This window comes from Mesorhizobium sp. M0296, assembly GCF_040321675.1.
Lineage (GTDB): Bacteria > Pseudomonadota > Alphaproteobacteria > Rhizobiales > Rhizobiaceae > Mesorhizobium.
The window spans coordinates 23,419-36,779 of sequence record NZ_JAMYRZ010000008.1 but is presented as its reverse complement, the minus strand read 5'-3'; the positions used below and the strand labels follow the sequence as shown (position 1 = coordinate 36,779).

The window sequence follows — 13,361 nt, the reverse complement described above, 5'->3', positions numbered from 1 at the left end:
GCGCCGCGCGAACCGAGATCGGACGCAGCAGGCGCTTTTACATGCCAAGTTGTCGCCAGACTATCAGCGCCGGGCCGGATCACCAAGAGCGCTCGCGGCGAATTTTGCCGGCGGCGTGAAGGCGGCGACGTCGGTGACCCCTTGTCCCCTTGAGAGAAGGGAAGGCGCGAGCGCCACAACGCGCCTTCCCGGTTGAATAGCCGGCTTCAATGAGGCATTTCTGAAATGGAGGGTAAATCATTCGGCAACGCGGGCGGTTTGCCTGCTGCGAAAACGGGTACGGGCTGCAACGCATGATCGTCAGGCCATGAACTGGAGGCGTTATTTCTGGCCCGTGATCGGCATCGCCGCGGTGGTGTTCTCGCTGTGGCTGCTGCTGCACGAATTGCGCGGCATCTCGCTCGACGATGTCTGGGCCGGCATAATCGCCATCCCGGCGCGCGGCTGGGTGCTGGCGGCGCTGAGCTCGGTCGTCGCCTATGCCTCGCTCGCCGGCTACGACCACATCGCGCTGCTGCACATCGGCAAGAAAGTATCGTGGCTGTTCGTCACCTTCTGCTCGTTCACCACCTACGCGCTGTCGCACAACATCGGCGGCTCGGTGTTTTCCGGTGCGGTGATCCGCTACCGCGCCTACGGCACCAAGGGCCTGACCGGGCAGGATGTCGGCATTCTGGTGGCGATCTGCTGGATCACCTTCGTGCTGTCGACGCTGTTCGTCTCAAGCATCGTCCTGCTGCTCGAGCCCGAGGTGATCGACCGGTTTTCCGGCACGCCGCATCACCGGCTGGCGCAAGCAGGTGGGTTCGCCATGCTGCTCGTGGTGGCGACCTACATATTCGGCAGTTGGCTGCATCTGAGACCACTCAGGATCGGCAGCTTTCAGCTGCACTATCCGGCGTTGCCGATCGTCGCGCGGCAATTGCTGGTCGGCCCGATCGAGCTCCTGGCGGCAGCGGCGATCATCTTCTTCGCCCTGCCCGCCGCGGGCAATCCCGGCTATTTCGTCGTGCTCGGCGTGTTCCTGGTGTCGTTCTCGATCGCGCAGATCTCGCATGCGCCGGGCGGGCTCGGCGTCTTCGAGGTGGTGTTCCTTGCCGGCTTGTCGCATATGGACCAGGTCGGCGTGCTGGCGGCGCTGCTGGTGTTCCGGCTGTTCTACCTGATCATCCCGCTGCTGATCGCGCTCGGCGTGGTGCTGTTCTTCGAGCACTCGCAATACAGCCGCAGCGAGAGTTGAGACATCAGGGGGCAAGCGCTGCAGACTGCGCGTGAAGAATGGGCAGAGGGTCGCAAGGCCAGGCGCGGCCTGCTGTTTCAACGCTGCGAAGCTCGAAGGTCACGGCATGGATCCTAGGGTCTCCGCTACGTCGCTTCGCTCCTGCTCCGCCCTAGGATGACGAGGGCGTGTTGGCTTTTGGCTAATCGCAGCTGTTGGAAATTGGCACTGGGACAGTCGCAAATGTCTGGAAACTGGCGCAAGTCACAATCCTGGAGATTGGCCGAAATAACACTCCGTTCGTCATCCTAGGGCGGAGCAGGAGCGAAGCGACGTCGCGGAGACCCTAGGATCCATGCCGTTACAGTAGCCGAAGCGCGCAGCGATCCAATGATTTCACTGTCTCGCCCCGAAATGTGTACGGATGGGAGGCGAATTAAAAACCTGCAGCAATCGTGTGCCGATTGAAATGCCTACGGCAGGGTTGACTATTTTCCGGCGGCGGCTACAAGGGCCGCGCGGCTGCCTGGCGGCCCACCCTGCGCGACAAGCGCCTGCTGGGGAATAGGTTAACGGTAGACCCACGGACTCTGACTCCGTTAGTCCTGGTTCGAATCCAGGTTCCCCAGCCAGTTGATTCTCTTTCAATAACGTAGACACGATTTTGCCCGACACTTGTGTAGGGCGATGCTTGCGTCTGCGGTGATCTTGCGCGATGCTTCCCTTGAATTACGGTGACAGTGCAATTTTTATCATTTCGTCCCCGCCGCATGGTGCACCTTGTCCGCGGAATTACGGTGACAGTGCACTTTTTCCCGTGTCGCCCTCTCCAGTATCGCCGCGTCGCCGATGTTACGATTTTGATGCACCCCTTGGGACCGAGATCGGGCAATCGGCAAAGCCGTGAGAACCCGGAAAACGAGGCAGGCGAAAAGAAATCAGTGCACCTAAAACCTCTCCGGCAACCCTTCTACTCCCCGACAATGGACGTCGACGGGCGTGCCGAGGTTATCGGATCGGCATGACGAAGGACGATCCTCCACGCGCCTTCCTCGCGCCGGAATATGGTGGTGACTCGAAGCGCAATCGGCACCAGTTTGTTGCCACCACCGACCTTGGACTGGAACCGCTCGACCTCGATGATGTATCCCAAGTCGGCTGTCGCATACTCCGAGATGCGCTCAAAGCCGATGGCCTTGCCGTGCCGGTAATTGGTGGCGGCCCGTTCCATCGTCTCAGCGGCCTTTCTCCATCCCTTCGCCGGCGGGCCAAAGGGATTGGCAATAATGACGTCGTCCTGTCGCGAGTAGAGGTTTTTCAGGGGCTCAGGATCGCCCTTTACGAAGGCATCCAGAGCCAGATGATCCTGCTCGATAAATTTCGTCAGGTCGGAGGCTAACATCTTAACATCGCCCCATGACTAAAAAGAGAACTCTATCAAGCACTTCATCCGCCCTTCACTTCGCCGTAGGCGTTCGGCTCAATCGATCATGACAGAGACCCCCGTCTCCACGCCCGAAAACAAAGCTTACCTTAAATTAGCGACTTCGAATACTCCCAGTAAGTGTGTTCGCGACGCAGGACGCGTGGACCAAAATCAGCTAAATCAGCCAGACGTGATCAGCGAAGCAGGACCCCCAAGCATGACGCCATCACTGCCAAAACGAAACGAGCCGTTCCGGGCTGGCGAAACCGCGCTGCTGCTGGTCGACATGCAGCGCGTCTGGCTGGAGCCCGGGGCCGATCCGGCGCATCCGGAGCGCGGTCCCGATCACTATTTCTACCGGCAGACGGCGTCGCAAACGATCCCCAACCAGGAGCGCCTTCTGGCGGCGGCGCGGGCCAACGGCGTCGAGGTGATCCATACCATCATCCAGAGCCTGACCGAAGACGGCCGCGACCGCTCGCTCGACCACAAGCTGACGCCGATCCATATCGCGCCGAGCCAGCCGGAGGGACTGCCGGTGCCGTCGCTGGCGCCGGTCGGCGACGAGATCATGCTGCCGAAGACGTCGTCGGGCGTCTTCAACTCCACCAACATCGATTATGTCCTGAAAAACCTCGGCGTGCGTTACCTGGTCGTCGCCGGCATCATGACCGACCAGTGCGTCGACATGGCGGTACGCGATGCCGCCGATCGCGGCTACCTCGTCACCTGTGTATCCGACGCCTGCGCCGCCGCCTCGCAAGAGCGTCATGACGGCGCGCTAAAAGCCTTCGGTGGCTATTGCTGGGTCGCTGATACCGCCACCGTTACGGGCCGTTTCGAAGCCTTGGGAAAAGCTGCATGACATCGACCGTCGAACCGCTGGTTGCCGTCGTCACCACCGACCTTTCGGCGATCACGCGCGGCCGCTCCGTCGTCGAAAGCAAGCTGCAGAAGATCGCGGCGACCGGGGTCGGCTGGCTGCAGGCCAATCTGTCGCTGACGCCGTTCAACTCGATCGTCGACCCCAATCCGTGGGGCTCGTCGGGCGATGTGCGGCTCATTCCCGATCTCAACGGGCGGTTTCGCACGGCGCTGACCGGATCGGCGACGCCTTTCGACATGGTCGCCGGCAACATCGTCGAACTCGACGGCAGCCCGTGGGTCGGCTGTACGCGGACCATGCTCAAGGATGCGCTGGCGGAGTTGAAGGCAGCGGCCGGGCTTTCCGTCATCGCCGCCTTCGAGCATGAATTCCATATCGAGGGCGACTTTGGGCCGGCTCATTCGATGTCGTTGGCAGCACTGCGCCGCGCCGACCCGTTTGCCGCCAATCTGATGGCGGCGCTGGCGGAAGCCGGCGTCGCGCCGGAAGTGGTGATCGCCGAATTCGGCACCGACCAGTTCGAGGTGACGTGCGAGCCGGCCGATGCGCTTGCCGCGGCCGATCGCGCCGTCGCCATCCGCGAGATCACGCGCGAAGTCGCGCGATGTGCCGGCTGGCGGGCGAGCTTCGCGCCCAAGATCGCGCCGGATGCCGTCGGCAACGGCGTCCACATCCATTTCAGTTTCGTCGATGAGGCCGGCAAGCCGGCGACCTATGACCCGGCCCAGCCTGGCGGCCTTTCCAGCCGTGCCGCTTCGTTCTGCGCCGGCGTGCTGCGCCACCTGCCCGCGATCACCGCCATGACGGCGGCGAGTGTGTCGTCCTACTACCGGCTGAGGCCGCATAGCTGGAGCTCGTCCTACACCTGGCTTGCCGATCGCGACCGCGAGGCGAGCCTGCGCATCTGCCCGACGGTGACCATCGGCGGGCGCGATCCGGCGCGGCAGTACAACATCGAATACCGGGCAGCCGACGCCACCGGCAATCCCTATTTGTCGCTGGCGGCGATCGTGCGCGCCGGGCTGGAGGGGCTGAAGGCCAAGCTGCCGGCGCCGCCGCTTGTCTCGGGCGACCCGACGCTGATGAGCGTTGCCGAGCGCAAGAAGCTTGGCCTCGTGCGGCTGCCGGAAACGCTGCCGGCGGCACTCGACGCGCTCGTCGCCGACAAGACCGTCACCGGATGGTTCGCGCCGGTGTTCGTCGAGACTTTTGTCGGCCTCAAGCGGCATGAGACCGAGCGCCTCGCCGGTCTCGACCCAGTGGCTGTCTGCGATCTCTACCGGACGCTGTATTGATGGCTGAGCCGCTTGCTAACGCCATCCTACCGGAAGGTTGGCTTCCAACGGTCGAAGCGATCAACGAAACGGGGCGTTCCGATATCGTTCTGATATGCGAGCACGCGTCCAATCACATCCCGGCAGAGTATGCGCGGCTCGGTCTCGACAGCCGCCATTTGCAGCGCCATATCGCCTGGGACATCGGCGCCGCCGAAGTGACCCGCGCTCTGTCGAAGCTGCTCGATGCTCCGGCTTTCCTCAGCTCCTATTCGCGGCTTTTGATCGATCTCAACCGGCCGCTTGGTTCCGGCGGCAGCATTCCGGCGCTATCGGAGGACACGGACATCCCCGGCAATGTCGGCCTCGATCCGGAGGAACGAAGTCGGCGTGCCGAAGTCATGTTCGCGCCGTTTCATGACCGCGTGGCCGCCCATCTCGACGACCGGGCGAAGCAGGGCAGACCGACGCGGATCGCGACGATCCACTCCTTCACGCCGGTCTTCCTCGGCATTGCGCGGCCCTGGCACGCCGGCGTGCTTTACGATCGGGCAGTCGATTTCGGCCAGGCAGTGCTTGCCGGCCTGCGCGCCGACAGCGGGCTCAACGCCGCGGCAAACGAGCCCTACGTGATCAGCCGCGACGGCGACTATGCCATACCCGTCCACGGCGACGATCGCGGCATTCCCGCGGTCCTCATCGAGATCAGGCAGGACCTGCTCGCGAGCCGCTCCGGCATCGAGGAATGGGCGAAGCGGCTGGCGGCGGCATTGCCGGTGCAGACACAGGCTTTGTGAACAAGCTCGGCTCAGTAGCGCAACGCGAGAGCCGAGCCGTCGGTGAAAAGCCTCCACCCGTCCTCAGGAGAAGATTTCCGCCAAGTCTTCGACGCTGGTGCCTTCCTTGACTTGCCGCAATTCGACATAGCTGACCGCTGCGGCGATCGACAATACGACTTGCTCGGCTGCGCCCCGCAAGGCGTCCAGGAAGAACCCGAGCGTAATGCCTAAGGAAGATAGGACGCGGTCCGACGCAAAATTGATTGCGACCGAAGCCACGAATAGGGGAAACCAGAGACCGAGCAGACGCCAGCGGCTCCCCTTGGAAAGGTCGCGGCTGCGGCCCAAACTCGCGAATATTCCCAAACGTTCCTGTATCAGAACCGGTATCGCTACAACCCAGAGAACCAACCACAACAATCCCGGAACGATGAGCAGCACGAGGCCGACTGTGAAGCCGATGTTGACAATCAGCGAAATGCCGATTGCCGGCAGCAGGAGCGCCAAGGCTGTCCCCATACAATCTCGCATCGACGGCCGCTTGCCGCTCAAATCCTCGATCGCAGCGCGCGTCAGCACCGCCTCCAGGAAAGCCATAAGGACCACATAGCCGATCGCGCCAACGACCGTGAGCACGAGCCGTTGAACCGAGAATTCCGCAACGCCATGCTCGATATTCGTAACGGATTTCCAGAACCAGAGCGCAAACACGAATCTGGGCAAGGTGTAGAAAATCAGGGCAAGCCCGAGGCAGAGCGCGAGATTGCGGCCGATGACCGCAAAGCTGGCGCCGAAAACCCTGCCGATACGAAATGTGTTGGGCTGGTCCAGGGTTATTGACGCCACGATATTACCTATCCAGTCCAGACCGATCCTGACGCGATGAAGGCAGCAAATCCCTTGCCGCTACGAGAAGATTTCCGCCAAGTCTTCGACGCTGGTGCCTTCCTTGACTTGCCGCAGCTCGACATAGCTGACTGCCGGGGCGATCGACGTCACAATGGATACGATCGCTGTCACCAGGGCGCCAAGAAATATGCCGGTGGTTATGCCAAAGACCATGATCGCACGGCTGAGCACGGCCTGGATCAGCACCACAGCTATGAACAGGACAATCCAGAATCCGAACAGAGCCCAGCGGCTTCCTTTGGTAAGTTCCCGGCTGCGTTTCATGCTGCCGAAGACCCCCAGTCTTTCCTGAACCAAAACAGGCACAGCGACAGACCAACGAAGCCACAATATGATACCGGGAACGAGCAGAAGCATCGCGCCGGCGGCGGCGCCGAGGCTCACCAGCACCGCGATGCCTATTACCGGCAGCAGGAGGGAGATTGCCGTCTTGAGGCAATCGCCAATCAATGGTCGCTTGCCGTTCAGATCCTCGATCGCAGCACGCACCAGCGCCGCCTGCAGGATTGCCGACAGTGTCATGGAAACCAACACGCCAACGATCGTGGCAATGATTCGTTGGGCTGAGAACTCCGGAACGCCAGCCTCGACGTTGGTCGCCCATTTCCAAATCCAAAGCTGGTAAAGAAGCGTAGGCAAGCCTGAGAACAGCATGGCCAATCCGAGGCAAAGCACCGGATTGCGGCTGATGACAGCGAAGCTGTCGTTGAAAACCCTGCCGATGCGAAATTTGTTCGGCCGTTCCAGTGTCACTGATGTCACGATACGTCCCCCTGCCTCGCCGCCGCATGTGGCTGGCGGCCCCGCTGGTAAATCTGCCAAGCTTGGCGGTCGCCGTCCAGCCCACTTGCAATTGTTCCGCTGCATTGTCAGTGTCGGCTGGGAACCACAGGTTGCAGGGGAGCGGGTGGCGGTGGCACAGCCAGGCACAGCGGAAGCCGAACGGCTGACCAATCTGCACAAGCAGCTGATCGCCGATGAGTCGATCCAGTTCGACCTGCCGGCCTATGTGCCGCCGAAGCCGCCCGAGTGGCTGAAACCGCTGCAGGATTTTTTGTCGTGGCTCGGTCCCTACATGATCTATCTGTTCTGGGGGGCGGTGATATCGGGCGTCGCAATCATCCTGCTTTTGGTCTTCCTTGAGGTGAAAGGCATCGCCTGGCGGCTGCCGTGGCAGCGCGCCCGACCCGAAGTCGAAGACGAAGAAGCCTGGCGCCCCGACGCCGGCGCCGCGCAGATCCTGTTGTCGCAAGCGGATGCGCTGGCCGCACGCGGCGACTACGACGAGGCGGTTCACCTTTTGCTTCGGCGCAGCGTCGCCGATATTGCCGGCCGGCTGCCGGACTTCCTGCGCCCGTCGCTCACCGCGCGCGACATCGCCAATGCCCCTTCCCTGCCGGGAAGGGCGCGCCATGCGTTTACCGAGATCGCCCGCATTGTCGAGGCGGCGCTGTTCGCGCGCCGGCCGGTCGGCGCGGAAGGCTGGCGGCAGGCGCGCGGCGCCTATGAACGTTTCGCCTTCCGGGATGCCTGGACGTGAGTGCACCGGCGGTCGAGGCACAGGAGCCGTTCAATCGAAAGACACTGTTTTGGGGGATTTTCGCCAGCCTCCTTGCGGCGGCCGGTTTCTTCCTGCTGTCCACCTATGCTCCCGATTTCCGGCAACCCGGCAATGGCGGCGCCACGCCGCTGTCGAAAAGCGGCGTCGGCTACGCCGGCCTGGCGGAATGGCTGCGGCTCACCGGCGAAGCGCCCTTGATGGCGCGGACCGAAGACGACCTTGCCAGAGATATACTGCTGATCGTCACCATCTCGCCCGACAGCGATCCGGAGGCGCTCGACCACATTCTTGCGCTTCGCGATGACCGCGAGACTCTCTTCGTGCTGCCCAAATGGCAGACCTTGCCCCTCCAGCAGCATGAGGGATGGAAGATGAAAATCGAGCGTTTGCCCGACACCGTAGTCAACGATTGGCTCGGCCGGATCGCCAAGGCCAAGCTCGGTGTCGGCAGGAGCACCGTCGAGCAACTCGAGATCCGGGGCCATCTCGTCGCCGCGCCGCAAGACATGCAATGGGTTGCCGACGATCACCCGATCATTGCGGCAGGCAGCGGCAAGGCCGTCCTCATCGAATTCCAAGACAAACCCTTTTTCATCCTGACTGACCCCGACCTGATCAACAACGCCGCCCTCAAGGATCCCGAAAAGGCAGCAGCCGCGCTCGGGCTGATTGCCTTGCTCCAGCCTGACGACGGCCCGGTGATGTTCGATCTGACGCTGCACGGCGCGGGGCGGAAGTATGATCTGGCCAAGCTTCTGGTCGAGCCGCCGTTCCTGGCGCTGACACTGACCATCCTGATCGCTGCGGCGCTGGCGTTCCTGCATGGCCTTGGCCGGTTCGGCCCGCCGCGTATCGGCCCGGGCGCGATCGCCTTCGGCAAGCGGGCGCTGGTCGATACGACGGCGACGCTCATGCGGCGTGCCGGCCGGCTGGACGAGCTGGGAGGCCGCTATGCGGCCTTGATGCGGGTGCGCGCCGGCGCGCTGCTCGGCGCACCGCAAGGGTTGCAAGGCAAAGCGCTCGACCACTGGCTCGACTCTCGCGATAAGGAGCAAGCCGGCGGCTTCACGACGCGCTCGCAAGCGGCCGGCGAGGCGAAGAATCTGACGCAGATGCAACAGGCAGCAGAACGGCTGCATAACTGGACGGCAAGGAGGCTCGGTGAACGTCGATGATGTGAAGGCCCTGGCGACACGGATCAGGGAAGAAGTGGCCAAGGCGATCACCGGGCAGCACGATACGGTCGACCTGATGCTGACCGCCTTGTTTGCGGGCGGGCATATCCTGCTGGAAGGTCCTCCGGGCACGGCCAAGACAATGACGGCGCGCTGCTTCGCCCAGGCGCTTGGGATCGCCTACGGGCGGATCCAGTTCACGCCGGACCTGATGCCCGGCGATATCGTCGGGTCGAACATCTACAACTTCCAGACCGGGCAGTTCACGCTGACGCGCGGCCCGATCTTCTGCGATCTCCTGCTTGCCGACGAAATCAACCGCACGCCGCCCAAGACGCAGGCCGCATTGCTCGAGGCGATGCAGGAACATGCGGTCACCTTCGACGGCACCACGCATTCGCTCGGCCGCAATTTCATGGTCGTCGCGACCCAGAATCCGATCGAGCACCAGGGCGTCTATCCGCTGCCGGAGGCGCAGCTCGACCGCTTCCTGTTCAAGCACCGCGTCAGCTATCCCGGCCCCGAGGAAGAACGAGCCATCATCGTCCATCACGGCGGCGGCTCCGCCTCGCACGACATCGCGCAATATGGCATCGAGGCGCAGACGGATCGCGAAACGCTGCAGGAGGCCCTTGAAGTCGTCGGCTCCGTCACCCTTGTCGACGATGTCGTCGGCTACATAGCGGCGCTGGTTCGGGCTACGCGCGAAAATGCCGATCTGGAGGTCGGGGCCAGTCCGCGCGCCGGCGCCATGCTGGCGCGGGCGGCGCGTGCCCGGGCGGCGCTGGACGGACGCGCCTATGTGATCCCCGACGACGTCAAGGCGCTGGCGGTGCCGGCGCTGCGTCATCGCGTCATCCTTTCGCCCGCCGCCCAGATCGATGGCCGGCTGGTCGAGCAGATCGTCTCCGACCTGGTCGACCAGACGGAAGCACCACGTTGATCTATCCCAGCGGCCGAGCGGTATGGGCAGCTGCGGCCGGCGCGGTGCCGGCCTTCCTGGCCGCGCTGGCACTGCCGTCGTTCTGGTATCTGGGGTTGCTGTGGAGTTGCCTGCTGCTTGCCTTCCTGGCGGTGGATGCCGCGGCCGGATGCGGACGGGCATCGCTGAATGCCAGCATCGATGCGCCGCAGCAGGTTGGTGTCGGCGGCGAGTTCAGCGTGCACGTCGCCGCCCGTAACTCGGGGCCGCGCGCCGCGGAGGCCCGCGTCGGCCACGATGCGCGTCTGGCGCCGGTGAGCGGCAGCGGCGGCGCCTTGCAGCCGACCGCCGGAGGCGGGTCGCTCTTCCTCCGCTTCCAGGCGCTGCGGCGCGGCGTCGCCAGCTTCGACCGTCTCTGGGTGCGCTGGCGCGGGCCATTCGGGCTGGTCTGGAACCAGGTCGTGCTGCCGGTGGAAAGCAAGGTTGCGGTGCTGCCCGACGTCAGCAGCGCTCGCGGCGAGGCGATCACGCTGCTGCAACATGCGGCGCTTGCCGAAGGCCATGCGCAGCGCCGCGCCGGCCAAGGCCGCGAGTTCGACGCGCTCAAGGATTACCAGCCGGGCATGGGCCGGCGCATGATCGACTGGAAGCGCAGCGCCCGCCACGGCAAGCTTTTGGCGCGCGAGTTCCGCATCGAGGAGAACAACAATATCGTGCTGGCCATCGATAGCGGACGCCTGATGTGCGAACCGGTCGACGGTGTGCCGAAGGTGGACCGGGCCGTGACGGCCGCCTTGCTGTCGGCATTCATCGCGCTGAAGGGCGGTGACATGGTCAGCTTGTTCGGCTTCGATGCAAGGCCGCGCGTTTCGAGCGGCGCGGTGCGCGGCCCCGCCAGCTTTGCGATGATCCAGAAACGGGCCGCCGAGATCGACTACTCCAGCGAGGAGACCAATTTCACGCTGGCATTGACGACGCTGGCGGCGCGGCTCGACCGCCGCTCGCTGGTCATCATCTTCACCGATTTCGTCGATCCGATCAGCGCGGAATTGATGCTGCGCACCGTGGGCCGGCTCACCGAACGGCATCTCGTGCTGTTCATGATGATGAAGGACACCGAACTGGAGGGCCTGGCCGACATGCCGCCACGCTCCGGCGAGGATGTTGCCCGCGCGGTCGTCGCCGGAGGGCTTTTGCGCGAAAGGCAGGTCGTCATCGGCCGGCTGCGCCTGCTTGGGGCGCATGTGATCGAAGCCGACCACAGCCGGCTCGGTCCGGCGCTGGTCGAGCGCTATCTGCAGTTCAAGCAGGAGGATTTGCTGTGACGGCGCCGGTACGCGGCAATGCGGTGCGCGGCGACGCGGTACGCCAGTCGCTGGCCAGCTTCCGCCGCGAGCGCGAGGCCGACTGGAAGGCATTCGAGGCGTTGCTGGCGCGTGTCGAGAAGCGTGCGCCGCGGACGCTTTCCGAAGAGGAGCTGCTGTCGCTGCCGCTGCTCTATCGATCGGCGCTGTCTTCCCTGTCGGTGGCGCGCGCGACATCGCTCGATAATGCGCTGGTCGGCTATCTCGAAGCGCTGTCGCTGCGCGGTTATTTCTATCTCTACGGCGCGCGCCGCGGGCTGCGGCAGCGCCTCGCCGATTTCTTCCTGCATGACTGGCCCGAAGCCATTCGCGACCTGTGGCGCGAGACATTGGCGTCGGTCGCGCTGATGGTGATCGGCATTGGTGCAGGCGCCTGGCTGGTGGCATCCGACAAGAGCTGGTTCGACGCGATCATCCCGCCCGGCCTGGCAGGAAGCCGCGGCCCCGACACCTCGGCCGAACTGCTGCGAGGCATGCTTTATGATGGCGACAATGGCTTTCTCTCAGGCTTTGCCGCCTATCTGTTCACGCACAACGTCCAGGTCGCGATCCTGGCCTTCGCCCTTGGCTTTGCCTTCGCGGTGCCGACGGTGCTGCTGATGCTGTTCAACGGCTGCATGATCGGGGCGTTGTTCCAAGTCTATTGGTCCAAGGGGCTTGGCATGGAGCTCGGCGGCTGGCTGGCCATCCACGGCACCACCGAATTGTTCGCAATCTCTTTGGCCGGCGCGGCGGGCATGCGCATCGGCACCAGCATCGCCTTTCCCGGCGAATTGACACGCATGGCGGCAGCGGCTCGCGCCGGACGCATCGCCGCGAACGCCATGGTCGGGGTCTCAGTCATGCTGCTGTTTGCCGGGCTGCTCGAGGGCATTGGCAGGCAGACCATCACCAGCGACGTCACGCGCTACGGCGTTGGCGGTGGCATGCTGGTGCTGTGGATCGGTTATTTCTACCTGTTCCGGGCGGTGCGGCATGGCGATCGCTAAACGCGCCGCCTTCGCGGCTATACGGCCGCTGATCACGCCCGAAGGCGTCGATCTCCGGATAAAGTTGGCCGACGCCGGCACGCGGGCCTCCGCCTTCCTGCTCGACATCGTGTTCATCGCCGTGGCTGCAATCGTGATCACGATCGTCGCGCTATTCGGGGTGGGAGGCCTTGGCAGCGAGGGATTTCAGCCGCTCTTCGTCGTCTGGATCATCCTGATCTTCTTTCTGCGCAACGCCTACTTCATCGTCTTCGAAGCGGGCCGGCGCGCGTCTACGCCGGGCAAGCGGATCGTCGGCATCCGGGTCGCGTCGCGCAGCGGAGACGGCCTGTCGATCGACCAGGTCATTGCCCGCAACCTGATGCGCGAGATCGAGGTGTTCCTGCCGCTGTCGATCATCGTTGGACGCAGCGGGACCGACCTTGCCGACACGCTGACGACGGTGTTCGGACTGGTGTGGACGCTGCTGTTTGCCTTGTTCCCGCTGTTCAATCGAGACCGCATGCGGATCGGCGACCTGTTGGCGGGGACCTGGGTGGTCGAGGCGCCGAAGCGCGCCTTGCTTGAAGACCTGTCGGCACGGCAGGATCCGGCGGCCGGCGCCTTCCGGTTCAGCCACGCCCAACTCGATGCCTACGGGATTGCCGAACTCCACAAGCTGGAGGAGGTGCTGCGCCGCGACGACTATTTCGCCCTGCGGACGGTGGCCGAAACGATCGGACGCAAGATCGGCGCGGCACCCCAAGCCCATGACGCACGCGCGTTCCTGACGGCGTATTACGGGGAATTGCGGGCGCATCTCGAGCGCAAGCTGCTGCTGGGCAACCGCAGGGCCGACAAGCACGCACGGTAACAAC

At 63.9% G+C, this 13,361-nt stretch carries 13 protein-coding genes and 1 tRNA gene; 11 read left to right on the top strand and 3 right to left on the bottom strand.

Going from position 1 to position 13,361, the window contains the following annotated elements; translation table 11 throughout:
- Positions 1-307: 307 nt before the first annotated feature.
- A complete protein-coding gene (locus NKI97_RS10215; RefSeq protein ID WP_352833881.1) occupies positions 308-1,240 on the top strand; it encodes a lysylphosphatidylglycerol synthase domain-containing protein in 933 nt (310 codons plus the stop codon).
- Between the two features lie 537 nt (positions 1,241-1,777).
- A tRNA-Gln gene (locus NKI97_RS10210) sits at positions 1,778-1,851 on the top strand.
- A 338-nt stretch (positions 1,852-2,189) separates the two neighbouring features.
- Here NKI97_RS10210 and NKI97_RS10205 read toward each other — a convergent pair.
- A complete protein-coding gene (locus NKI97_RS10205) occupies positions 2,190-2,621 on the bottom strand; it encodes a YybH family protein (protein ID WP_352745968.1) in 432 nt (143 codons plus the stop codon).
- Between the two features lie 241 nt (positions 2,622-2,862).
- On the opposite strand from NKI97_RS10205, the gene NKI97_RS10200 reads away from it, so the two are divergent.
- The 3 genes from NKI97_RS10200 to NKI97_RS10190 are packed head-to-tail and all read left to right on the top strand — an operon-like array spanning position 2,863 to position 5,602.
- On the top strand, positions 2,863-3,510 hold the full coding sequence (locus NKI97_RS10200; RefSeq protein ID WP_352745971.1) for a cysteine hydrolase family protein: 648 nt from the start codon (positions 2,863-2,865) through the stop codon (positions 3,508-3,510).
- Positions 3,507-4,826 carry a type I glutamate--ammonia ligase gene (locus NKI97_RS10195; RefSeq protein WP_352833878.1) on the top strand — a complete coding sequence of 440 codons (1,320 nt, stop codon included), beginning with the start codon at positions 3,507-3,509 and terminating at the stop codon, positions 4,824-4,826. Before NKI97_RS10200 ends, NKI97_RS10195 begins: the two co-directional genes overlap by 4 nt.
- Positions 4,826-5,602: an N-formylglutamate amidohydrolase gene (locus tag NKI97_RS10190; RefSeq protein ID WP_352449250.1), complete on the top strand. Its 777-nt coding sequence runs from the start codon at positions 4,826-4,828 to the stop codon at positions 5,600-5,602. Before NKI97_RS10195 ends, NKI97_RS10190 begins: the two co-directional genes overlap by 1 nt.
- 63 nt (positions 5,603-5,665) lie before the next feature.
- On the opposite strand, the gene NKI97_RS10185 is transcribed toward NKI97_RS10190, so the two are convergent.
- Together NKI97_RS10185 and NKI97_RS10180 are read right to left on the bottom strand one after the other, a co-directional pair.
- A complete protein-coding gene (locus tag NKI97_RS10185; protein ID WP_352833875.1) occupies positions 5,666-6,295 on the bottom strand; it encodes a hypothetical protein in 630 nt (209 codons plus the stop codon).
- Positions 6,296-6,490: 195 nt separating this feature from the next.
- Positions 6,491-7,246 (bottom strand): hypothetical protein, encoded by a 756-nt coding sequence (locus NKI97_RS10180; RefSeq protein WP_352833873.1) that lies wholly within the window; start codon positions 7,244-7,246, stop codon positions 6,491-6,493.
- 160 nt (positions 7,247-7,406) lie between these two features.
- On the opposite strand from NKI97_RS10180, the gene NKI97_RS10175 reads away from it, so the two are divergent.
- From NKI97_RS10175 to NKI97_RS10150, 6 genes are read left to right on the top strand one after another with little or no spacing between them, the layout of a single operon-like run.
- A complete protein-coding gene (locus tag NKI97_RS10175; protein ID WP_352458749.1) occupies positions 7,407-8,033 on the top strand; it encodes a DUF4129 domain-containing protein in 627 nt (208 codons plus the stop codon).
- A complete protein-coding gene (locus NKI97_RS10170) occupies positions 8,030-9,229 on the top strand; it encodes a DUF4350 domain-containing protein (protein ID WP_352833871.1) in 1,200 nt (399 codons plus the stop codon). The genes NKI97_RS10175 and NKI97_RS10170 overlap by 4 nt, the downstream gene beginning before the upstream one ends.
- On the top strand, positions 9,216-10,172 hold the full coding sequence (locus NKI97_RS10165; protein ID WP_352449246.1) for an AAA family ATPase: 957 nt from the start codon (positions 9,216-9,218) through the stop codon (positions 10,170-10,172). The genes NKI97_RS10170 and NKI97_RS10165 overlap by 14 nt, the downstream gene beginning before the upstream one ends.
- Positions 10,169-11,476: a DUF58 domain-containing protein gene (locus NKI97_RS10160; protein ID WP_352833868.1), complete on the top strand. Its 1,308-nt coding sequence runs from the start codon at positions 10,169-10,171 to the stop codon at positions 11,474-11,476. Before NKI97_RS10165 ends, NKI97_RS10160 begins: the two co-directional genes overlap by 4 nt.
- A complete protein-coding gene (locus NKI97_RS10155) occupies positions 11,473-12,504 on the top strand; it encodes a stage II sporulation protein M (RefSeq protein WP_352833867.1) in 1,032 nt (343 codons plus the stop codon). The genes NKI97_RS10160 and NKI97_RS10155 overlap by 4 nt, the downstream gene beginning before the upstream one ends.
- Positions 12,491-13,357 (top strand): RDD family protein, encoded by an 867-nt coding sequence (locus NKI97_RS10150; RefSeq protein WP_352833865.1) that lies wholly within the window; start codon positions 12,491-12,493, stop codon positions 13,355-13,357. Before NKI97_RS10155 ends, NKI97_RS10150 begins: the two co-directional genes overlap by 14 nt.
- Positions 13,358-13,361: the final 4 nt, after the last annotated feature.

What these genes read in the sequence shown, in the direction of transcription:
- NKI97_RS10195 (WP_352833878.1), top strand. Translation starts at nt 3,507, where the DNA reads ATGACATCGACCGTCGAACCGCTGGTTGCCGTCGTCACCACCGACCTT.
- NKI97_RS10190 (WP_352449250.1), top strand. Translation starts at nt 4,826, where the DNA reads ATGGCTGAGCCGCTTGCTAACGCCATCCTACCGGAAGGTTGGCTTCCA.
- NKI97_RS10150 (WP_352833865.1), top strand. Translation starts at nt 12,491, where the DNA reads ATGGCGATCGCTAAACGCGCCGCCTTCGCGGCTATACGGCCGCTGATC.
- NKI97_RS10205 (WP_352745968.1), bottom strand. Translation starts at nt 2,621, where the DNA reads ATGTTAGCCTCCGACCTGACGAAATTTATCGAGCAGGATCATCTGGCT.
- NKI97_RS10215 (WP_352833881.1), top strand. Translation starts at nt 308, where the DNA reads ATGAACTGGAGGCGTTATTTCTGGCCCGTGATCGGCATCGCCGCGGTG.
- NKI97_RS10200 (WP_352745971.1), top strand. Translation starts at nt 2,863, where the DNA reads ATGACGCCATCACTGCCAAAACGAAACGAGCCGTTCCGGGCTGGCGAA.